Origin of the sequence: Vibrio scophthalmi LMG 19158, from assembly GCF_000222585.1 — a bacterium.
In the GTDB taxonomy this organism is placed as follows: Bacteria; Pseudomonadota; Gammaproteobacteria; order Enterobacterales; family Vibrionaceae; genus Vibrio; species Vibrio scophthalmi.
In genome coordinates, this window is the sequence record NZ_AFWE01000182.1 from 17807 (window position 1) to 41084 (window position 23278).

Genomic DNA, 23278 nt, shown 5'->3' on the forward strand with positions numbered 1-23278 from the left:
TTTATTGTATCGATATTGCTGTGGGAAGGTTAATGTTTTGTATTCAGCAATAGAGGAAATGTTTAATAATGTGATTGCAGTTATGTTTAAACTTCTAATAAATCAGTGCATCACAGAACTTCTAACTTAACAAACTTATTATTTTGGTCAGTTGTTAATCGAAAACGACCTTTAAGACCTAATTGCGTAAGGAAAGGTCTAAAGCGAGACGCTGGCAATTGGATACGTAATCCTGTCTCCGTTACGACTAAGATAGACGTTGCCGCTCCGCTATAATGGGCAACATAAGTTTGGTATGGGATATCTAATCGGAAATGGTAATAATTCATATAACTGTATAAATAAACAGTACCACATAAAAGTGGTACTGTTTGGTTATGGAATATTCAATTAATGCTAATGCATGAACAAATTCTAAGCATCAAGCGCTTTACTTACCTTTTCAAACAAGTCTTTGGCGAGATTATCCATCGCTTTGAGTTGTTCAAGTTCGGCACGAATCATAGCTTGTCTTTGCTCGTCATACTTACCCAGTTTTAATAATGGATCAATTAATCGCGAAGCAACTTGTGGGTTACTACTATTCAATTCACGCAAAATCTCACCAGCAAACTGATAGCCAGAGCCATCTTTAGCGTGAAAATGCACCGGGTTCATATTCAAAAATGAACCGATTAAACTACGGGTACGGTTAGGGTTTTTCAAACTAAACGCTTCATGTTTCATAGTTTGCTTAATTACAGTGAGTACATCATCCGCTGGATTAGTACCTTGTAGCGCAAACCATTTGTCCATCACTAGGCCATCATGTTTCCATTTCGCACTGTAATCCGCCATCAAAGTTTCGCGACAGGCAAGTTGCGCCGAGTTAGCCGCGCTCATCGCTGCCATGGTATCTGTCATGTTATTTGCATTCGCGTATTGCTGTTCAGCTAATGTATTACCTTGATCGGTTAACGCTAAGTAGGACAAAGCCGTATTACGCAATGCACGTTGACCTATCGCAGCGTGATCAATGGTGTATTCATCTTGAACTAAGCTAAAGTAAATCGCACTGAGCTCATCTTGCAATGCAATCGCCAATTGCTGCTTGATGGCCTTTAACACGTGAGCGATAGCATCAACATCAACAGTTTTATACCAACCCGAAACTTCGTTATGACTTGGCAACGATAGCACTTCAGCGATGAATGCTGGCTCTAACTCTTGGCTGAGTAGTACACCACGGAAGGCATCGATCACGGCTTCAGGCAATTCAACATCACCGCCTTGCTGCACGACTTCTACGTTATGGCGAATATATTTTGCCAACAACATTTGGCCAGCATCCCAACGGGCAAACTCATTGCGTGCATGAACCATTAAGAACGTTAGTTCTTCATCGCTATAATCGTATTCCAATATCACTGGTGCTGAAAACTCTCGCAGTAGTGAAGGTACTGGTTTTTCTGATACGTTCTCAAACACAAAGGTTTGTTTATCTTGGGTAACGTTCAAGACATGATGTACTTTTTTACCGTTACAGCGTAACTCAATCACATCACCTTGTGGCGTGTAGAGCTCGATATCAAAAGGAATATGCAGCGCTTGTTTCTCTTTTTGATCTTGTGTCGCCTCGGTTGATTGTTCAATCGTTAACGCATAGGTTTTGGCTGATTGATCATACTGGCTAGAAACGCGAACCGTTGGCGTACCTGACTGACTGTACCACAGGCGGAATTGAGTCAGGTCAACACCCGTTGCATCTTCCATAGCAGAAACAAAATCTTCGCAAGTTGCAGCCGTGCCATCGTGGCGCTCAAAGTAAAGCTTCATGCCTTTTTGGAATCCTTCTTCACCCAATAAGGTATGGTACATGCGGATAACTTCACTGCCCTTTTCATATACCGTTAAGGTGTAGAAGTTGTTCATCTCGATCACTTTCTCAGGTCGGATCGGGTGAGACATTGGACTCGCATCTTCGGCAAATTGAGGGCCACGAATAATGCGCACATTGCCAATGCGGTTAACCGCTCGCGAGCCAAGATCGGATGAAAACTCTTGGTCACGGAAAACCGTTAAGCCTTCTTTCAAACTTAATTGGAACCAATCGCGACAAGTCACGCGGTTACCCGTCCAGTTGTGGAAATATTCATGGCCGATGACCGCTTCAATGCCAAGATAATCAGTGTCAGTCGCTGTTTGGTCATTTGCTAAAACGAATTTAGAGTTGAAAACGTTCAAGCCTTTGTTTTCCATTGCCCCCATGTTGAAGAAATCAACGGCAACAATCATATAAATATCAAGATCGTACTCTAGATTGAAACGTTGCTCGTCCCACTTCATTGAATTGATTAATGACACCATTGCATGATTTGCACGTTCCAAGTTGCCTTTGTCGACAAAAATTTCCAACTCAACTTGTCGGCCTGATTGTGTTTTGTATTGATCGCGCAACACATCAAAATCACCGGCGACTAAAGCAAATAAGTAAGATGGTTTCGGATGTGGATCTTGCCATTGCACCCAGTGACGTCCACCGTCTAAGTCACCTTGTGCGATACGATTACCATTACTCAATAGGAATGGGTACTGAGTTTTATCCGCGATTACTTTGGTGGTGTATTTCGCCAAAACATCAGGACGGTCAAGGTAGAATGTAATACGACGGAAACCTTCTGCTTCACATTGAGTGCAATACGCGCCACCCGATTTGTATAAACCCTCAAGTAAGGTGTTCGCTTCAGGATTGACTTCTGTCACGATCGTTAACGTAAACTCACTTGGCAATTGATGGATATGCAGTCCGTCATCGACTTGCTCGAACTTATCCCAAACTTGACCATTAACCTCTAGGCTCTTTAAAACCAAACCGTCGCCATCCAACTCAAGAGTCGTGCTCTCTGCTCGTTGTTTTACTTGCGATACGGCAGTGACAATCGTTGCGGTATCGTGCAACTCAAAAGTCAGGTCAATATCGGTGATGGTGTGAGATGGTGACTGATAGTCTTTACGGTATTTGGCTTGAGGAGTATGAGCCATGACTAAATCCTTCTAATGAATATTTTTGTTCAGTTAGCTTACAACTCTGAAAACAAAAAAACGAGGCATTCTCTATAATTGCCTCGTTTTTTACTGTAATTTGTTTGCTATACCAACAGATTGTCTAATCGCTCGTCGCTCGCTAGAGTTATCGAATCCGATTCAGTACCGCGAACATTTCCCCTTCTTCTGTTTCAATCGTCAAAGTATCTTGATTCAATTTATAACGGGTATTATGTTCACCATTTTCATATAGCAGTACGAGATTTTCACCCTCGGTATAATAAACACCTTGGTGGATGGCTTCATCTCCCTCTTTATTACTGACTTTAAACTGGAAAATGAAATCGGGTTGCAGCACTAAATCCATACGGTTAACATCATTCTCTTCCAAATCGTATCCCGCAAGATGCTCGCTCGACCACATCCCCGCAAGAGAATTAGACAACGCTTTAGTAAAAACGACGCCGTTGAGATTCAATAGATTATGGTTACCCGAGTATTGATAAACCTGAGGCTGGTCAGTATGAAGGCCCAGAATTATCGTATCGTCATTGGCGGTGTACATCCCTTCCCAATGATCGACACTGTAATCTCTTTTTTGAATATCAATTGTGAAATTGTATTTTGAATCGAGGGTCAGTTTAATCGCCAAAAAGTTCTCTTGTGAATCTTCAGGATTAGGATTAACTAAGTACCAATCTCCGAGAAGAAATGGATGATCGAAATAACTGAGTGCATCACTATCTTTCGCAGGAGCTCCCCATACACTTAAACTGAAACACGCAAGTAAAATCCCTAATAATTTCATAACGCTTCCCCTTACTTTTATTTTAAGCGTAGGAGCAACTGAGCTATAAAGCTAAATTTTTTGATCTAGATCACGTTATTTATGGGCACAAAAAAAGCGAGCTTAATGCTCGCTTTTATATTCATGTCGTTAATTATTGGATCATATCAACCATAATCGCGACAGATTCGTCTAAATATGCGTCTGGCGCTTCATAATCCTTCGGAATATCATCCAAAGTCTTATAAGGCTTTAAGCCTGCGGCTGCTTGGCGCTCATTGACTCGAGTTAAGCGTAAAACATCTGCTTCATCACTGATCCGTTGACGTTCTTTCTCATTTAAAGAAAGGGCGTTATCTTCTTTTTCAGCATTGTAGCGTTCGATGTCTTGAGCAATAAATCCGAACTCGAGATCATTGGCAATACGGGTTTGGTGCTGTGCATCTAACTTAGCGATAATATTTTCGTTACTCTGTAACTTTTTATAATTCGCTTTGTCGATGCTATCCCATGGTAAAGCATTATCCTCGACACTCTCGCCCGTTTCTGCCGGATCGATTGGCGTTGGGTATGCGATATCAGGAACGACACCTTTGTTCTGAGTACTACCACCATCAATTCGGTAGAATTTTTGTATGGTGTATTGAACGTAACCCAACTCTTTATCAAACAGATCGTAGATATGGTTCAATGAACGGTGTTGTTGAACAGTACCTTTACCAAAAGAGTTCTCTCCAACCACAATTCCTCGACCATAATCTTGCATTGCGGCGGCAAAGATTTCAGAAGCCGATGCACTATAGCGATTAACTAAGACCATTAATGGGCCTTCGTAACTGATCACATCATCAGTGTCATTGTTTACACTAACACGACCGTAGCTATCACGTACTTGAACCACCGGACCACTGGTAATAAATAAACCAGACAGTGCCGTGGCTTCCGTTAATGCACCACCACCGTTATTACGCAAATCAACGATAATCCCGTCAACCTTCTTCGCTTTAAGATCCACAAGTAACTTGTCAGTATCTTTCGCAAGGCCGACGTAGAAACTTGGCACTTCTAACACGCCAATTTTCTTACCATCTTGCTCGATAATTTCAGATTTTACCGCGCGATCTTCTAAGCGAACTTTATCTCGAACAATCGAGATAATTTGGCTCTTGGCATCTTTACCTTCTGGTAAGACTTCCAGTTTAACCGTCGTACCTTTCGGCCCTTTGATCAACTGAACGACATCATCAAGACGCCAACCAATCACATCGACCATCTCTTCGCCGTCTTGACCAACGCTGACGATACGATCTCCTTCACCTATTTGTTTACTTTTCGCAGCTGGGCCACCAGCTACTAAAGAACGAATAATGGTGTAGTCATCTGTCATTTGCAGAACGGCACCGATCCCTTCAAGGGATAAATTCATTTCCTGTTGGAATTGATCGGCATTGCGAGGAGACAAGTAACTGGTATGGGGATCAACTTCACGCGCAAAGGCATTCATATAAATTTGAAATGCATCTTCGTTGTGAGTTTGACTTAGGCGTTTGAGCGCGTTGTTATAACGTTTACCTAAAACCTCTTTGATCTCATCCCAGCTTTTACCTGTTAACTTCAGGTTCAAAGCATCGTACTTAACGCGCTTACGCCACAACTCATCAATCTCAGCCGTGGTTTTTGGCCAAGTCGCCTCACTACGGTCAAGTTCGATTGATTCATCAACATTAAAATCCATCTCTTTATCAAGCAGTGATAATGCGTATTCAAAACGCTCATAACGACGCTTGATCGATTGATTGTAAATATCGAAAGCAATCTGGTTATCACCAGACTTCAATTGATCATCGAGAGATTTATCCCAAGCAGAGAACTTATCAATATCCGCTTGAGTGAAGATGTTCTTGTTGTAGTCGAGCAATTCTAGATAACGATCGAAGATCGCTTGCGAGAATGTGTCGTCAAGAGTGAAATGTTTGTAATGAGAACGAGTAAATCGAGAAGTAACACGTTTACTTGCCGTCTTATGCTGAGTTTCAGGTACAAGGACAGGTAAATCAGTGATTTCGATATTCGCTTCGAGAGCGGCTGCTGGATTAGCTGCTAGCAATAAGCTAGCAGCAATCAGAGAAATATTTAAACGGCATTTCATGCGTAGGAGACTCTCCTTTATGCGCGAAGGTGCTCCGCTTTCACAACCATTTGTAGGCCGTTAGACAGTTGAACTCGCACATCTTCCTTATTGATTTCAACGATAGTCGCTGCCATGTTTCCTTTGCCCATGTTCACGTTTACTTCATTACCAACGCGTACTTCGTCAGCGTTTAGTGCACGTGTTTCTACTGGTGCTTGAGCTTTTGGCGCTTTATTCGCTTGTGGGCGACGCGCTTGCTGAGGCTTCTTGCCTGCTGGCTTCGCTTTCGCTTTTGCTTCTTCACGAGCTTTTTGCGCTTGCTCTTTCTTACGAGCTTGCACTTTTGCTTTGCTTTCAGCTAGCGCTGCTTTAGCGTGTTCAACGTGCTCTTCGTCTAGCTCACCACATGGGTTGCCATCTAGGTCAACGCGTACTGCACCTGGTTTAGCACCGTGCAGGTAACGCCATGATGAAGTGTACTGTCTTAACGCTGCGCGAAGCTGAGTTTTACTTACTTTCGGGTCATCAGATAGACGATCCGCAAGATCTTGAAAAATACCAATTTTGAGTGGTTTTGCTTCACCTTCTAAAGTAAAGCACTTAGGGAAACATTCAGCAACGTATGCAATGATTTCTTTGCTGTTTTTTAACTTTTCAGTGTTTTCCATGGGGGTTCCTGGTTCATGCGGACGTTCCGCGAGCATCATTAAGATAAATATTTCAGGTATTATAGTGACCTGAAAGCGAAAAACCACACTCTAACGCTAATTTATGCCTTGATAGCGTGTGAATTGAGCAGGTTTTCTACTTCAGCCATCAAAAATGTCAAACCTTGCTCGTCTTCTTCGCTGAATCGACCAATATTTGGACTATCGATATCTAAAACTCCGGCTATTTTACCACTAATTGAGAAAGGAATCACAATCTCTGAGTTACTTGCTGCATCACAAGCGATGTGTCCGTCGAATTGATGAACATCATAAACGCGTTGCACCGTGTTTGTTGCCGCCGCGGTACCACACACTCCTCGACCAACTGGAATTCGCACACAAGCCGGTTTTCCTTGAAATGGTCCCAAAACCAATTCGTCTTGTTCGAGAAGATAAAAGCCGACCCAATTGAGATCGGTTAATTCCATATTGAGTAATGCACTCAGATTCGACAAATTCGCGATAAAATTGCTTTCTGTTTCCAGTAATGCCAACGCTTGCTTGGTTAGACGCTGGTAATGTTCTATTTTCATATTATCTACCGAGTGTTTTTTCTATTTGAAAACATGAGACTTCTACTTCGATTCTACGTACAATTGCCATAACTATTAATAATAAGCATTATCACTTAAATGACAGCAGACGCTAACACTCTTAGCCGTTCTTGGCTTATAACTCAAGTAAAAAACAACAAGTCAAAATTGCTTGTTGCGAACCTTGTCGCCATTATTGCTACCCTCATTAGTGTTCCTATCCCGCTTCTTATGCCTTTGATGGTTGATGAGGTATTGTTAAACAAGCCAGGAGAAGGCTTGGCATTAATGAATGAGGTGCTACCCGCCGCTATTCAAACGCCAACCGGATATATCTTCTTTACGCTATTTCTCATTGTGCTAATGCGCAGTGGTAGCCAGGCGCTCAATATTCTGCAGAGCCGTCAGTTTACCTTGGTATCAAAAACCATCACTTATCAAATGCGCAGCAAGATGATTGATAAACTTGGTCGCATTAGTATTCGTCAATACGAAACGCAAGGCAGCGGTGGCATCAATGCCCATTTAGTCACCGATATAGAAACCATCGATCAATTTATCGGTTCGACGTTAAGTAAATTTATTATTAGCTTGTTAACGGTGCTCGGCACCGCTGGCGTTTTACTTTGGTTAGATTGGCGTCTGGGGCTATTTATTCTGTTGGTCAATCCTATCGTTATCTACTTCTCACGTAAGCTAGGCAGCAAAGTAAAACACCTCAAAAAACGTGAGAATCAATCTTTTGAGCGTTTTCAGAATCGTCTGGTGGAAACGTTAGATGGAATCTATCAATTGCGTGCGGCCAACAAAGAACGAGAATTTTTAACCGAGCTTAAACTGCAAGCAAATCAAGTTCGTCTCGATGCCGACAAATACGCATGGCAATCAGAAGCGGCTGGACGACTCTCCTTCTTATTATTCTTACTCGGCTTCGAACTATTTCGCGCCGTCGCGATGCTAATGGTGCTATTTAGTGATTTAACCATTGGTCAGATTTTTGCGGTATTCGGTTACCTGTGGTTTATGCTCGGCCCCGTTCAAGAGTTACTTGGCATTCAGTTCTCTTGGTATAGCGCCAAAGCGGCATTGGCCCGCATCAATACCCTGCTTCAATTAGAAGAAGAATATCGCCCAGTGAGTAAGGTCAATCCATTTGTCGAAGGGCAAGAAGTCGACGTATCAATAGAAGACGTAACTTTCTCCTATAATGAAGAGACAAAAGTACTCAATAATCTTTCTTTGCATATACCAGCGGGCAAGAAAGTGGCGTTGGTTGGTGCGAGTGGTGGCGGTAAGTCCACCTTGATACAATTGCTGATTGGTGTCTATCGACAAGACTCCGGTCACATAAAATTTAATCATCAAACCACCGATGACATTAGTTTTGATGTAATTCGTGATCAAATAGCCGTGGTTTTACAGCAACCTATACTATTTAATGACAGCTTGAGGCATAATCTCACGCTTGGTGGTCACTATAGTGACACTCAACTTTGGCAAGCACTCGAGATAGCACAAATGCAAGATGTCATCTCGCAACTTAGCCAAGGGCTCGAAACCCAAGTGGGTCGCAACGGTATTCGTTTATCTGGCGGCCAACGCCAACGTTTGGCGATTGCACGTATGGTACTGAGCGATCCTAAATTCGTCATTCTTGATGAAGCAACATCGGCGTTGGATACCGCGACTGAAGCGGCATTACACCGAGCTTTGACAGAATTTTTAAGCGGCCGCACAACCTTAATTGTTGCGCACCGTTTATCCGCGGTAAAACAAGCAGATCTCATCTACGTTTTAGAAGATGGTCAAGTGACCCAGTTTGGGACGCACGGAGAGTTAGTTGAACAACAAGGCTTATATCAAACCCTTTATGGGGCGATACAGTCGCACGGTTAAACGCGCGACGCTTTCCCTATGGGGGCTCAAATGAGCCCTCTCGCTCATCAATGCGCACCGAATAAAGTGCGTCTTTGTCAGGGCTGTGAACTACCTGTCGATGTGGTTGACGTAAAATTGGGTAAAAGTGCCTATTGTCCTCGCTGTCATACTCAACTTTATCGTGGTGGTCGACCATCGCTTTCAGGCAACCTGGCGGTGGCGATAACCTGCTTGCTGCTTTTTATTCCTTCTCATTTCTTTAACTTCATTAGTATCCGCCTTTTTGGCCAAATGATCCCTGCGACATTACCTTCCGGAGTCTTTTCGTTGTTCAACGAGGGCTTTATCTTTCTCTCTGCCCTAGTCGTCTTCTGTAGTTCAATCGCGCCGCTATTGGTTTGCAGCTCGGTGGTATTCGCTCACGTGGCGCTCAAATACCATCATTTTAAACTGCTCAAGTATTCACTATGGATTATTCAGCATCTTAAGCACTGGGTGATGATTGATGTCTTTCTGATCAGTGTTGCTATCTCGTGTTTTAAACTGCAAGATTATTCCGATATTTTCGTTGGCTATGGTCTATTCGGTCTGATTTTATTGCAGCTGTCGACGGTACTCCTAGTCAGCCGCGTTAGCATCCGTCGCTATTGGGAAGCCTATCAACAAGAGGCGCAATTTAATTTCGAACACAAAACGATTCACTGCACCAGTTGTCACCTCTCGCAACCTGAAAATGCATCCTGTGTTCGCTGTCATAGCCCTCTACATCATCGCAAACCTGATTCACTGCAAAAGACGGCAGCGCTATTGCTCGCGGCATCCATTGCCATATTTCCTGCGAACTTAATGCCAATTTCGGTGCTGCTGACCAATGGTAAACGTTTAGAAGATACGATCTTTTCTGGCGTGGCGGCGTTGATTAAAAATGGTATGACGGGGATCGCAGCGATTATCTTTATCGCCAGTATCGTCGTTCCTGTCGCAAAGATTTTGAGCCTTACTTACATACTGCTGGCAATCAAGTTTAAACGCAGCATATTTCATCGCCAACGCATGATGGTCTATTTTATCGTTAAGTGGATTGGTAAATGGTCAATGATGGACCTGTTTGTTATTTCGATCATGATGACCTTAGTTGACCGAGGTCAACTCCTTGACTTTACACCGGGTTATGGTGCTGTTGCTTTTGGTTTTGTTGTGGTACTAACCATGTTAGCAGCGGATAGCTTCGACCCGAGATTTATATGGGACAATTATCGCGACCAACGCACTGTTAACGACAGTGCACGCGCTGATTCTTTACAAAACGAGCCTAAACAACAAGAGTCTTTGAATGAGTAATTCTACGTCTTCGCAACCTTCTTATTCTCCCGATGTGAAGCGCAATAAGGGTATTTCCCCCTTATGGATTTTGCCTATTATCACCATGTTATTAGCAGGATGGTTGGTCTTTAAGGCGGTCCACGATGCTGGGCAAAAGGTGAAAATTCACTTTTCTGATGCGCAAGGACTGATTGCAGGCCGTACAACGGTTCGTTATCAAGGCTTAGAAGTGGGTATGGTTCGCTCAATCAATTTGAGTGAAGATCTGCAAAGTATCTATGTGGAAGCGGATATTTACCCAGAAGCGACCAAGTTGCTCTCTGATAAAACCCGCTTTTGGATGGTCAAACCGACGGCAACTCTCTCTGGCATTTCAGGTTTAGACGCTTTGGTTTCGGGTAACTACATAGCGATTCAGCCGAGTGAGCAGAAAGGAAAATTTGAGACTGACTTCGTTGCGCTCGACAGCGCTCCGGCAGATCTCTATGCCAGTGAAGGGTTAAACATCCGGTTAAAAGCTCGAGATTTAGGTGGTATTTCGATCGGCTCTCAAATCGTCTACCGTAAGATTCCTATTGGTGAGGTGTACGCTTATCAGCTTGATAAAGAAAACAAAAACGTCATTATTCAAGCTTCGATTAAAGACGAATACCGCACCATCATCACCGATGAAAGTCGCTTTTGGAATGTGAGTGGTATTGGTGCCAGCATCGGATTCTCTGGTGTCGATGTTCGTTTAGAAAGCTTAGCTGCGCTCATTGGCGGCTCAATTGCGGTGGATTCACCAGATCGAGGCGAACAAGTAAAAAACAATCAACAATTTAAACTTTACCCAGATTTGAAAACGGCTGGTCGCGGTATTCCGATTGATATCGTGTTACCGGATGACAATAAAATTAGCCCGTCGGGCGCCCCTATCATGTACCGCGGCTTAGAAGTTGGTCAAATTACCGACTTGCAGCTTAACAAAGACCAACAGCAGATCATCGCTTCGGCGGCAATCCAACCTGCGTTTAGCGATATGCTAACCGAAGGTAGCCGTTTCATTCTTGAAGAAGCTGAAGTCTCTCTGTCTGGAGTAGAAAACCTCGGTAACTTAGTGAAAGGTAACTTTTTAACCATCGTACCGGGTGAAGGGGTCAAAGCGCGAGATTTTACCGCCATCCGTAAAAATGAATTCAACAAACAGCAAGCAAAATCTATAGCAATACAACTCACCGCCGATAACTCATATGGTTTAGATCAAGGGGCTAAGGTTCTTTATCGCGGCATTGCCGTTGGTGAGGTTACCCGCGTGCAGCTTGATCAGGAACTGGTACGATTTGATGTCCTCGTCGATAAGCGTTACGAAACATTGATTAAGTCGCAAAATCGCTTTTTCGTCACTGGCAGTGCTAGCGCGGAGTTAACCGAGTCTGGCTTGAACATTACCGTTCCGCCAGCAAAGCAGTTATTAGCAGGTTCAATCAGCTTTGTGAGTGAAGGTAAGCAAAAGACCAACTCAGAATACAAGCTGTATCAAAATCGCTCATTAGCGGAGTTAGCCAAATACAACTTATCTGGGTCACACAAGTTAGTTTTAGTTGCTGATGAATTACCCGCCATTTCAAAGGGTAGCCCTCTACTCTACCGCAACTTGCAAGTGGGTAGTGTGTCAGACTTTAAGCTCAATAATGACCATGTTCGAGTGACCGTCAGTATTGAAAACCAATACAAACATCTGCTAACACCACAAACCGTTTTTTGGAATCGCTCTGGTATTGAAGTCGATGCCAGTTTAGCGGGTGTTAGTATTAAGGCCGACCCAATCAAAACCCTGATCAAAGGCGGGATTGCTTTTGATTCACTGCCAGGAATTGAAAATCGTCACGATGAGCAATGGCTGCTCTACAAGAACTTTAAGAGCGCGCGTAAATCTGGCTACGCGATTACTTTAACAGCCTCAGGCAGTAGCAACGTGAAAGTTGGTACTGCGATCAAATACAACAGCATCAAAGTCGGAGAAGTCGTCGATGTGCTACCCGACTTCAGCCAGAATGATGTGATAGTCAAAGCTCGTATCTTGCCTGAATACGCTTTACAAGTCGCACGCCAAGGCGCGTATTTCTGGGTACCTCAAGCAGAGCTTGGCTTAGCTGGAGTGAAAAACCTTGAAAGCATTCTTAGCCAATCAATCAATGTCTCGGTTGGCAAAGGTGCACAGGCCGATCAGTTTGAATTACATCAGCAAGCGCAAACCGTCAATGGTGTTCGCTTTACACTACAGAGCGAGACTCGTGGCTCTGTCACAGAAGGTACACCGGTGCTTTATCGCGAAATGGAAGTTGGCCATGTCGTCAGTGTTGAGCTTGGCGAGTTTGCTGACCGCGTGATCACCACCATCAACATTGATGCAGAATATGCCTATTTGGTTCGTCAAAATAGCGTATTTTGGAATACCTCAGGGGTCGATGTATCAATCGGCATTACCGGGGCGAACATTAAAGCAGGTACATTTGATAGTTTAGTTCGCGGCGGCATCACATTTGCGACGCCTGAGCAAAAGCAACTACAAGCCATCGCGAAACAAGGACAAGCTTTCTACCTCTATCCTCAACCTGAAGAAGGCTGGAAGCAGTGGCGTACTGCAATTCCTAAACCCTAACCCGACTTGATTAAAACGCAGCCTACGCTGCGTTTTTTTTCATCACGCTACCTGCAATTGTGTTGCTATCCCCCGCTGATGCTCGCGCAGCCATATAGTAAAGGTTATAATCGCGCTAATTTTTCCCCGTCGAGATAGAACATTGCATCAGAACGTATATCTACCTGAAGAGTTTCTTGCTGAAATGGCAGCGATTCTTCCTAGCCATCTAACGATGGCAGACTTTATCGCCGCTTGCCAACGCCCACTACGCAAAAGTGTTCGCGTAAACACGTTGAAACTCTCCGTTGAAGAGTTTAAACAGCGCGCTGCGAGCAAAGGCTGGCAATTATACCCGGTGCCATGGTGTGACGAAGGTTTTTGGATTGAAGCCGATGAATCGGTTGTGCCACTTGGTAATACCGCTGAACACATGACGGGATTGTTCTATATTCAAGAAGCCAGCTCAATGATGCCTGTCTCTGCACTTTTTATGGGTGAATCATCATACAATGCCGTTTTGGATATGGCGGCTGCGCCAGGATCAAAAACCACTCAAGTTGCAGCCTGTATGAACAACGATGGTATATTGATCGCTAACGAGTTTTCAGCAAGCCGAGTCAAAGTACTGCATGCCAACATCGAACGTTGTGGCGTAAGAAATACGGCACTTAGCAACTATGATGGTCGTGTATTTGGAGCTTGGTTACCAGAGCACTTCGACGCAGTGTTAATCGACGCGCCTTGTTCTGGTGAAGGCACGGTACGTAAAGATGCTGACGCAATGAAAAACTGGAACAAAGCGTCTGTCATTTCCATCTCTGATACACAGAAAGACCTGATTGAAAGTGCATTCCATGCCCTTAAACCAGGTGGTGTAATGGTCTACTCAACTTGTACCCTGAGTATCGAAGAGAACCAACAAGTTTGTCACCACCTCAAAGACACATTTGGTGATTTAGTTGCGTTTGATAGCTTAAAAGATCTCTTCCCTGAGGCAGAAAAGGCCATCACAGAAGAAGGCTTCCTGCATATTTTCCCACAGGTCTATGACTGCGAAGGCTTCTTTGTCGCCCGAATTCGTAAACTGGGCTCAGCTCCGGCACCTGAAGTTAAAAAGCGCCTTGGTAAGTTCCCATTTAGCAAAGCCAATGACAAAACTCAGCAAGATATTGCCACTCAATTGTTTGACGCCTTAAACATTGAACTACCAGCACAAACGCAGGTTTGGTTGCGTGACAACGATGTATGGCTTTTCCCAGCAGCACTCGAACCGATGCTAAGTGAATTCAAATTCTCTCGAATGGGGATCAAAATCGCTGAAGCGCATAAAAAAGGTTATCGCTGGCAGCATCAAGTTGCCACCACGCTTGCAACTGGCAGTGAAGCTAATTGCGTAGCACTTTCGATTGATGACGCTCGTGAATGGTTTATGGGACGTGATGTGAGACCAGAGGCACAGCCTAGTAAAGGCGAAGTGATCGTAACTTACGCTAACGATGTGATTGGACTAGGAAAATGGGTCGGTAATCGCGTGAAAAATGGTTTACCACGTGAATTAGTGCGCGATAAAAACCTGTTTTAATTGGGGTGAAGTTAGTAGCAAATTCCAGCCAAAACTCGCTAAAACGGAATAATGCACTACAATTAACTCTATCAATAGACATTTAATATCAAGCAGTTAGCGCAGGCTCAGAAAAGAGCCCTTCCCCTAGGCCCGGATCGGGATAAGATCTGGGCCTTTTCTTTTAGAGGGATGCTTTAGCTTAAGCGAATGCCATCTTTTTCGATGATAATTTTACCCGCTTTATAAAGACCACCGATGGTTTTCTTAAAGGTGCCTTTACTGGTACGAAACGCTGAAAAGATCGCTTCAGGTGTCGATTTATCATTAAGCGGAAGAAAGCCGTCTTTCTTTTCAAGTAGCTCGATAATACGAGTACTCAAGTCATCCATCTTAGCGACACCAATTTTTTGCAAAGACAAATCGATTTTGCCGTCTGCACGAACCGCTTTCACGTAACCTTTTAATTCCTTGCCAACAAACAGTTTGCCGAACACATCAGAACTGAAGATCATGCCCCAGTGTTCACCGTTCACAATCGCTTTGTAACCTAGCTCACTACGTTCTGCAATCAGAAGGTCAACTTGCTGGTTTGCTTCGTAGTTTGCCGGTGTTTTATCAAGCCACTTGTTAAATTTGGTCGTGCCAACAATACGGCCTGACGCTTTGTCTGTGTAGACGTACACCAAAATCGATTGACCTTCAACCAAACGGCCACGCTGCTCACTGTATGGGATAAGAAGATCTTTATCTTTTACGCCCCAGCTTGCAAAAGCACCGGTGCTGTTCACACCTTGGATTTTCATCAAACCCCATTGGCCCACTTGAGCAATCGGTGTTTCAGTCGTCGCAGCGATATGGTTGTCAGAATCAAAATACAAAAATGCATCAATAAACTGACCTACTTCAATTCCTTCCGGCGCAAGGCGATTTGGTAGCATAGTGGTGCCGTACTCACCTGCATCAAGAAAGACACCAAACTCTGCTTTTTTGACAACTTCTAGGTGGTTTATTTGACCTACATTAATCATCGTATTTTTTCTCTGTAACACTTAATTGGGGGCGATTATAGCGAAACTCTGATATGCTTGCGCCAGATAATTAGAACTTTTTTCCTCTCGGAGCTTTCTCTTGATTACCGTTGATAAGCTAGACGGCATCACCCTCAAGATTTCCCACTCGATGGCGTCCAGCAAGAAGGCCGATCTTGACCTCTATTTTTTCGTGCCTGGTGAGTTGGGACTCAGTCCTGACGTATTAAAAGAAACCGAATTCTACTACGAATCGATTGTGCAAAAACGCGCGTACTACAGTGATAAAACCCTGTTGCCATTGGTACACAGTCGCTTAGCAAAACGTGGTCGCCTATCTTCAACACAATATCGTGTCAGCTTGAGTTTGTTCGCCTATCAATATGTGATTGCATTAGATAAAGCGGTTAGCGAACTCAACAAACACGATCGTGAATCCGTCACCGATGAAGAGATTGATGCGGTTATCGAGCTGGCGATTGACATATTAAAAAAACTGCGCCGAGCCATTCCATATGAAGAGAACTTAAAACGCTACTACGCCAATATTGATAACTATCTCTCTTGGTACACCGAGCAAAAGTTTCTCTCACTGGTTGCCCACATGTCTCGTGATGGTGAATATAAAACCTTAAAAGAGCGTTTAATTATCATCGTCGAAAAAGAGAAAGCCCACCGTAAGCTTAATAATTATAACTCTGCTACCACACGTGACGATGTCACGCGAATGAGTAATAAAATGCGCTTACTACGCCGTTTGATCGAACATCCGATCGTTCTCAAAGAACGCACGACGTCACTGGGTAAAAACATGAAGCGCGTAGTGAAAGGGATCGCAACCGGCTTTGTGATGGTTTTCGTTACCAGCACCGCAATTCTTGCTCGTGATTACTGGGGGGAGATCACCGCGTCATTTATCATCGCGATGTCTTTTGTTTATGCATTACGCGAGATCTTTAAAGATGACTTACGTGATGTTTTATGGCGCTGGTTCCGTAAGGGTAAACCGAAATGGCGTCGCCGTTACATCGACCCAACCACCAATAAGACGGTTGGGCAAAAGACCGAATGGCTCGATTACACTCAATTGAATAAACTGCCTGATCGCATTCAATTTGTCCGTAAAAAGCGTACCGCACAGCGTGAAGAACAGATTTTGCATTATCGTTCACATGTCGAAATGGCCACATCTAAGTTCATGAGTGGTTATGAAGAAACGCGTGAATCTATGATGATCAGTATGCGCCCTCTTACCCGCTTAATGGATAAAGGTTCAAACAAAGTCTATCTATTGAATAATGGACAAGTCAGCCGTGAATCGGTAGAGAAGCGTCATCTGATCAACCTAATCGCGCGAGAAAATCGTTATGATGGCAAACCACGTTATTTCCGTTGGAAAATCGTTATGAATCGTTCAAAAATCGTGGCGATTGAAAAAATCGACGTCGACCCGAACATTCCGCTACCTTAACGTGCGCTCTTTTTTATAGACAGTGTTAATTGAAATATCGCCATTGGCTCATCACCATGCAGTGTTGGGCAAGTGGCGATAATCGTAACGGGTTGATTGATTCGCTCTCCGCTCTCAATCGCTTGATCCAACATTTCATCTATCAGCGCACCATCTTGACAAGTAAACAGCACGTCGGCTTCTGGGCGCTTTAAAAAATCCGCTTGTACTGATTTAAACGCCAATGATATTCGCTCCCCCCGTGCCTGACTTTTGCTCATCGCCATAAAACCACCCGCCACATCAGCCCCAACCGCCAATACACCAAAATAAAGACTATTGAGATGGTTTTTGTTACGCCTTTTGAACGGAATAACAACTTCAACTTTGTTCTCATCAAGGCTAATAATGTTCGGCCGACAATAATAAATCAGCGGCACTTTGAAAAAGCCAAATAATTTGAGATATAGGTTCGCTTTACGTAGTGGCGAAATCATCATAATCCTCACAACCGACTGGTCTGACGTGTTTCAACATGCCTTAATTAAATGTCGTCGCCGCTCAAAGTCAACATTGTATTAACAATTATGAGATTTACCACCATTTAAAGGTTACATTGTCACCCCGTTATGGTTACTTTATTTACTTCGTTATAAGTTAAAGCTTAAGAATTTGTATAATAGGTTTATTCCTTATTGCGTTTCCGTTATCTTTACCGCTTCGCAATAAAAGAATAGGCTGTGGTATGCCACTTAAAACCGACGAACTAAGAACCCAACCATTGGGACCAATGCCAGCTCCAGTAGAGTTGAGTAACGCTTACCCAATCACGGACGACGTTGCAGATCGCATAGCTCATTCTCGCCGCCAAATTGAACGCATTCTTAATGGCCAAGACAAACACCGTTTGCTGGTAATTGTCGGCCCATGTTCTGTTCACGATACTGAAGCGGCGCTTGATTACGCTAATCGACTCGCAGCAATTCAAGAACTATACAAAGATGAACTCTTTGTTGTGATGCGCACGTATTTTGAAAAGCCGCGCACTGTCGTAGGTTGGAAAGGTCTGATTACCGATCCTAACTTAGATGGTTCATACGCGTTAGAAACTGGTTTGCACAAAGCTCGTAAACTATTGCTCGATATCAACAAGCTTGGCTTAGCGACCGCAACCGAGTTTCTTGATATGGTTACTGGCCAATACATTTCTGATTTGATCACTTGGGGTGCCATTGGCGCACGTACCACGGAATCACAAATCCACCGAGAGATGGCATCGGCATTGTCTTGCCCAGTTGGCTTCAAAAATGGCACGAATGGTAATATTAAGATCGCCATCGATGCAATTCGAGCTTCAAAAGCGTCACATTATTTCTATTCCCCCGATAAAAATGGTCGAATGACAGTTTATCGCACCAGCGGTAATCCATTTGGACACGTCATTTTACGTGGTGGTGAGCAAGGAACGAACTTTGACGCAAAATCGGTTGAAGCCGCTTGCAAACAACTAGAAGAATTCGATTTACCACAACGACTTGTGGTAGATTTCAGCCATGCAAACTGCCAGAAAGAGCATCGCAAACAAATCGATGTCGCTCAAGACATCTGCGAGCAAATCAAATCTGGTAGTACTTTCATCGCCGGCATTATGGCGGAAAGTTTTATTGTCGAAGGCAACCAACCTATGGATGACCTGACTGCCCTTACCTACGGCAAGTCTATTACCGATCCATGTTTAAGTTGGGAAGACACAGCGAACATGTTGGAACTATTGGCGAACGCAGTAAAAGCACGCCCATAAATTTACTTAGAGGACATCTACATGCCATCTTTTGATATTGTTTCTGAGATTGATACCGTTGAATTACGTAATGCGGTAGACAACGCATCACGAGAGCTTACGACTCGTTTTGATTTTAGAAACGTTGATGCTGAATTTGAGCTACAAAAAGATGAAACAGTAAAACTGAGTGCTGAAGGTGATTTTCAGCTTAAGCAAATGCGCGAAATGCTTCGCGGCCACCTTGCTAAACGTGGTATCGATGCGGGTGCTCTAGAATCAAAAGAGCCTGAAGCAACCGGTCGTCGCTGGCATCAAATTATCGTATTCAAACAAGGCATTGATACACCAACAGCAAAAAAAGTAGTCAAGTCGCTGAAAGACGCCAAGTTAAAAGTACAAGCATCTATCCAAGGTGACAAAGTACGTGTTACTGGCAAAAAGCGTGATGATCTACAAACCGCTATCGCACACATCCGTGGCGCAGAACTTGGTCAACCATTCCAGTTTGAGAACTTCCGCGACTAACTTAGTCGTAGACTTTGATGACAGTCTTTGATTTAAAAACCCGCCATTTGGCGGGTTTTATTTTATTGGCTGGCGAGCTTCAAATGCAGTGCTTGCTTTATTAGCAAACTGAACTTGGTCGATGCCTGCGGGATCAGAACCACCACACGCAACTGTTGCTGTTGCGCCTTAGTAAGCATTGGAGATAACGCCACTTCATCATCAAAAGCAAGTCTCTCAGCGTCACGTCGCACTGAGTCGACAAACACAAATGGACACTCTTGAGCATGCAGCACCAACTCCGCTTGTTGCATCAAACGTAGTGCTTTTAACGATAACAATTCAACATCATTTCCAAACTCAATCCAAGAGACTTGTCCAACATCTGTTACAGGCTGGTCAATCAGCTGACGATAACAAGCTTCAAGCGCTTGATAAGAGGTCGCGACTTCCACTTCAGGCTGCTCAAAAAAACGCTCCCAAAACTTTCTTCTCGACTCAACATCAGGTAGTGCTTGCTTGATGTCATTGCGCTTTGACGCGGCAAAATCCGCTTGGACATTGAGGTTTTGCGGCAACTGCGCTTCTAGTTTCTGACGGATATTGCGAACTAGAACCGGCGACGCACCACCGCTCGAAATTGCGACTTGAATACGGCCGCGATTGATCATCGAAGGCGTAATAAAATCACAATACGGTAGATCATCAACCACGTTGACTAGCAAGCCTAGTTGCTTGGCATCATGATGAACTTGGTGATTAAGGTCTGGGTTATCTGTCGTCGCCCATACTTGCACATAGCGACGGCTCAGTTGATCTTTAGAATAGAAATTTTGAATCCAATGACACTCATCTTGTGCGACTAAGCCTTTCAAATAATCATCAATGGCTGGCGAAACGATGGTAACCATTGCACCGGCACGTACCAAGCTATCCACTTTGCGACACGCAACCTCACCACCACCCACAACCAATACGGGCTTTGCTTTCAAATCTAAAAAAATTGGAAAATATTGCATCGGACTCCCTGACACTCAATGTCGAATGTGACCTTCCCCATTAAGCAGATCCTGATCTACTCGATAGAAATAATAAGACTCATATTACGCTAGGGACTCCCATTCGAACCAGGCGTAGAACTACTTAAAGATTCTGTTTGAAAATTCAGCTTAATGACAAGTAATCACCACTCATCCGCCTAGAGAAGCAAGTTGATTGTAGAGAATAAGCTTGCCAACACCACAATATCGTCAAGTAGGACGGTTATATCATACTGATTTTACGCAACAACTGCGAGTTACACGCGAACTTGACGACAACTTTAGTCAAATTACACTTAAGTATAATTTACATAAATTTAACATATAAACATAATGAGAGATGTCTTAGTTTGTGATTTTAGTCAAAATACTATTTAAATTATACATTTGAGAAACATCGAATCCTTACCTAGGCTTATAACTGGTTGAATTGATATGTTGTGAAATTTCACAATTTTCAATAACACTGATAACAATACATGACGTTTTTTACGTTATTTCAGGCATTGCCTGTTTAACATGGAACATACAGGAAGTATAAACATGGCTAAAAAACTAACCCTTCTTGCTTCAGTCGCAGTTGCATCTACCGCTTTACTGTCAACTCAAGCACTTGCAGCAGATAGCACACTAGATAAAGTTAAGAAGCAAGGATTTCTCACTTGCGGCGTAAGTACCGGCTTGCCGGGCTTTTCTAACCCTAACTCTAAAGGCGAATGGGAAGGTATTGATGTTGAATACTGCCAAGCACTTGCCGCTGCAGTTCTGGGTGATAAAACAAAAGTGAAATATGTACCATTAACCGCCAAAGAGCGTTTTACTGCACTCCAATCGGGTGAAATAGACGTTCTATCACGCAACACTACTTGGACTCTGCATCGTGACACGTCACTCGGCCTCAACTTTGTCGGCGTAAACTACTACGATGGCCAAGGCTTCATGGTGAAGAAAGATCTTGGCGTCACTAATGCCAAAGAGCTTGATGGGGCCGCTGTCTGCGTTCAATCCGGCACTACCACGGAGTTAAATCTTGCCGATTACTTCCGTAATAACGGCATGAGCTACAACCCAGTGGTGTTTGATACCGCCGCTCAAACCTCAAAAGGTTTTGATGCTGGGCGTTGTGATGTTCTCACGACAGACCAATCTGGTCTTTATGCACTGCGTTTAAACTTAGCGGATCCTAGCTCGGCGGTGGTTCTACCCGATATCATCTCTAAAGAACCGCTAGGACCTGTGGTTCGTCAAGGTGATGACAAATGGTTTAACGTCGCTAAATGGACACTAAATACTATGATCAACGCAGAAGAGTACGGCATTTCCTCTGAAAATGCCGACAAAATGCTGAAATCCTCTGATCCAAACATTAAGCGTATTCTTGGCGTAGATGGCCCTAAAGGTAAAGGCCTTGGCTTGAATGATGATTGGGGTTACCAAATTATCAAGCAAGTGGGTAACTACGGTGAAAGCTTCGAACGCTCAGTGGGTGAAGACTCTCCACTGCAAATCTCTCGTGGTGTCAACGCACTATGGAATGCAGGCGGCTTCATGTACGCGCCACCAATCCGATAGTCACAACAAACAATGCCAAACCAGATAAGCACCTCTTTGCAAAGACTTATCTAAAAGGCATGACGATATTGGGCGGGTCTCCCGCCCTTTTATTACATTCGATGGATTAGAGGTTACTGCTGTATGAAACCTACACAAATCGAGGCGCCAAAAGCAAAACACTCCGCTACCAGCCTTATTTATAATCCCACTTTTCGCTCGGTCGTGTTTCAGATCATCGCTGTAGGCGCACTTGGCTTTTTCTTTTACACCATAGTTAACAATGCACTAAGTAATCTTGAATCACGTGGTATCGCCACTGGTTTCGATTTCCTCAATCAAGAGGCAGGCTTTGGGATTGGCCTAACACTGATTGAATATGATGAAACCTACTCTTATGGCAGAACCTTTATTATCGGTCTGCTCAACACTGCAATGGTCTCGGTTCTTGGTATAATCTTGGCGACCATACTCGGTTTTACTATTGGTATTGCCCGACTTTCTTCTAACTGGTTAGTCAGCCGCTTAGCCGCTGTTTACATCGAAGTATTCCGTAACATTCCCTTGTTACTACAAATCTTCTTTTGGTATTTTGCCGTTCTACAAGCACTGCCCTCACCGAGACAGAGTTTAAACCTTGCCGATGCGGTCTTTCTTAATGTTCGTGGCCTATATCTCCCTTCTCCTATCTTTGAGTCGGGATCATCGATTATTTTTATCACACTCGTTATCGGTATTGTCGCTTCTATCGCTATCAATACATGGGCCAAAAATCGCCAAAAGATCACTGGTCGTCAAACTCCCATGGTGCGAATTGTCCTTGGTCTGTGCGTTCTATTGCCTATTATTGCCTATTTTTTAAGTGGCACACCGATCTCAGCCGAATACCCTGAACTGAAGGGATTTAACTTCCGTGGTGGCATCAGTATTATTCCGGAACTTGCCGCTCTGCTACTCGCGCTGAGTATCTATACCGCTTCGTTCATTGCCGAGATTGTTCGGTCAGGTATCAATGCGGTTAGTCATGGGCAAACGGAAGCTGCGATGTCGCTCGGATTGCCCCGCTCTAAAACATTAAAACTGGTCGTCATTCCTCAGGCATTACGGATTATTATTCCACCACTGACCAGCCAATACCTCAATTTGACCAAGAACTCATCGTTGGCAATGGCGATCGGTTACCCAGATCTGGTGTCGGTTTTTGCAGGTACAACACTCAACCAAACCGGTCAAGCAATTGAAATCATCGCGATGACGATGGCGGTTTATCTCACTCTCAGTCTTCTTACTTCTGCGCTGATGAATGTCTACAACCGTAAAGTCGCTTTGGTGGAGAGATAATTAAT

The 23278-nt window shown here is 43.8% G+C and carries 18 protein-coding genes; 9 read left to right on the forward strand and 9 right to left on the reverse strand.

The genetic code is table 11. The features are described from left to right. Positions 1 to 110 precede the first annotated feature (110 nt). The 6 genes from RH88_RS23045 to RH88_RS14785 form a co-directional block, all read right to left on the reverse strand. Positions 111 to 329 carry a DUF2835 domain-containing protein gene (locus tag RH88_RS23045; RefSeq protein WP_005597429.1) on the reverse strand — a complete coding sequence of 73 codons (219 nt, stop codon included), beginning with the start codon at positions 327 to 329 and terminating at the stop codon, positions 111 to 113. Between the two features lie 85 nt (positions 330 to 414). Continuing rightward, positions 415 to 3021 carry an aminopeptidase N gene (gene pepN, locus RH88_RS14765; RefSeq protein ID WP_005597430.1) on the reverse strand — a complete coding sequence of 869 codons (2607 nt, stop codon included), beginning with the start codon at positions 3019 to 3021 and terminating at the stop codon, positions 415 to 417. Positions 3022 to 3169: 148 nt separating this feature from the next. Continuing rightward, the gene (locus RH88_RS14770; RefSeq protein ID WP_005597432.1) at positions 3170 to 3832 is read right to left on the reverse strand and encodes a hypothetical protein; all 663 of its coding nucleotides are present in this window, start codon (positions 3830 to 3832) and stop codon (positions 3170 to 3172) included. Between the two features lie 133 nt (positions 3833 to 3965). After that, positions 3966 to 5960, reverse strand: coding sequence for a carboxy terminal-processing peptidase (gene prc / locus RH88_RS14775; RefSeq protein WP_005597434.1), 1995 nt, complete (start codon positions 5958 to 5960; stop codon positions 3966 to 3968). Between the two features lie 17 nt (positions 5961 to 5977). Continuing rightward, on the reverse strand, positions 5978 to 6610 hold the full coding sequence (proQ, locus tag RH88_RS14780; protein WP_005597436.1) for an RNA chaperone ProQ: 633 nt from the start codon (positions 6608 to 6610) through the stop codon (positions 5978 to 5980). A 101-nt stretch (positions 6611 to 6711) separates the two neighbouring features. After that, positions 6712 to 7185, reverse strand: coding sequence for a GAF domain-containing protein (locus RH88_RS14785; protein ID WP_005597438.1), 474 nt, complete (start codon positions 7183 to 7185; stop codon positions 6712 to 6714). A gap of 99 nt (positions 7186 to 7284) precedes the next feature. Here RH88_RS14785 and RH88_RS14790 point away from each other — a divergent pair, with 99 nt between their 5' ends. From RH88_RS14790 to rsmF, 4 genes are all read left to right on the forward strand, one after another. After that, positions 7285 to 9081, forward strand: a complete 1797-nt coding sequence (locus RH88_RS14790; protein WP_005597440.1) for an ABC transporter ATP-binding protein — start codon at positions 7285 to 7287, stop codon at positions 9079 to 9081. 30 nt (positions 9082 to 9111) lie between these two features. After that, a complete protein-coding gene (locus RH88_RS14795; protein WP_005597442.1) occupies positions 9112 to 10404 on the forward strand; it encodes a paraquat-inducible protein A in 1293 nt (430 codons plus the stop codon). Beyond that, positions 10397 to 13030, forward strand: a complete 2634-nt coding sequence (locus RH88_RS14800) for an MlaD family protein (RefSeq protein ID WP_005597443.1) — start codon at positions 10397 to 10399, stop codon at positions 13028 to 13030. Before RH88_RS14795 ends, RH88_RS14800 begins: the two co-directional genes overlap by 8 nt. A 142-nt stretch (positions 13031 to 13172) precedes the next feature. Continuing rightward, positions 13173 to 14594 (forward strand): 16S rRNA (cytosine(1407)-C(5))-methyltransferase RsmF, encoded by a 1422-nt coding sequence (gene rsmF / locus RH88_RS14805; RefSeq protein WP_081467383.1) that lies wholly within the window; start codon positions 13173 to 13175, stop codon positions 14592 to 14594. Positions 14595 to 14770: 176 nt separating this feature from the next. Here rsmF and RH88_RS14810 read toward each other — a convergent pair whose 3' ends face one another. Continuing rightward, positions 14771 to 15604, reverse strand: coding sequence for a CvfB family protein (locus tag RH88_RS14810; RefSeq protein ID WP_005597447.1), 834 nt, complete (start codon positions 15602 to 15604; stop codon positions 14771 to 14773). A 100-nt stretch (positions 15605 to 15704) separates the two neighbouring features. Between RH88_RS14810 and RH88_RS14815 the strand changes: the two genes are divergently transcribed. Continuing rightward, the gene (locus RH88_RS14815) at positions 15705 to 17075 is read left to right on the forward strand and encodes a hypothetical protein (protein ID WP_005597448.1); all 1371 of its coding nucleotides are present in this window, start codon (positions 15705 to 15707) and stop codon (positions 17073 to 17075) included. On the opposite strand, the gene RH88_RS14820 is transcribed toward RH88_RS14815, so the two are convergent. Then, positions 17072 to 17551, reverse strand: a complete 480-nt coding sequence (locus tag RH88_RS14820) for a PaaI family thioesterase (RefSeq protein ID WP_005597450.1) — start codon at positions 17549 to 17551, stop codon at positions 17072 to 17074. The genes RH88_RS14815 and RH88_RS14820 overlap by 4 nt on opposite strands. A 248-nt stretch (positions 17552 to 17799) precedes the next feature. On the opposite strand from RH88_RS14820, the gene RH88_RS14825 reads away from it, so the two are divergent. Together RH88_RS14825 and RH88_RS14830 are read left to right on the forward strand one after the other, a co-directional pair. Next, positions 17800 to 18855: a 3-deoxy-7-phosphoheptulonate synthase gene (locus tag RH88_RS14825; RefSeq protein WP_005597453.1), complete on the forward strand. Its 1056-nt coding sequence runs from the start codon at positions 17800 to 17802 to the stop codon at positions 18853 to 18855. Between the two features lie 21 nt (positions 18856 to 18876). Further along, positions 18877 to 19362, forward strand: a complete 486-nt coding sequence (locus tag RH88_RS14830) for a YajQ family cyclic di-GMP-binding protein (RefSeq protein WP_005597455.1) — start codon at positions 18877 to 18879, stop codon at positions 19360 to 19362. A gap of 62 nt (positions 19363 to 19424) precedes the next feature. Here the strand turns inward: RH88_RS14830 and RH88_RS14835 are convergent, their stop codons facing one another. Then, positions 19425 to 20360, reverse strand: coding sequence for a precorrin-2 dehydrogenase/sirohydrochlorin ferrochelatase family protein (locus RH88_RS14835; RefSeq protein ID WP_005597457.1), 936 nt, complete (start codon positions 20358 to 20360; stop codon positions 19425 to 19427). A gap of 564 nt (positions 20361 to 20924) precedes the next feature. Here RH88_RS14835 and RH88_RS14840 point away from each other — a divergent pair. Both RH88_RS14840 and RH88_RS14845 read left to right on the forward strand, forming a co-directional pair. Continuing rightward, a complete protein-coding gene (locus tag RH88_RS14840; RefSeq protein WP_005597459.1) occupies positions 20925 to 21953 on the forward strand; it encodes an amino acid ABC transporter substrate-binding protein in 1029 nt (342 codons plus the stop codon). A 123-nt stretch (positions 21954 to 22076) separates the two neighbouring features. Next, positions 22077 to 23273 carry an amino acid ABC transporter permease gene (locus RH88_RS14845; protein ID WP_005597461.1) on the forward strand — a complete coding sequence of 399 codons (1197 nt, stop codon included), beginning with the start codon at positions 22077 to 22079 and terminating at the stop codon, positions 23271 to 23273. Positions 23274 to 23278 lie beyond the last annotated feature (5 nt).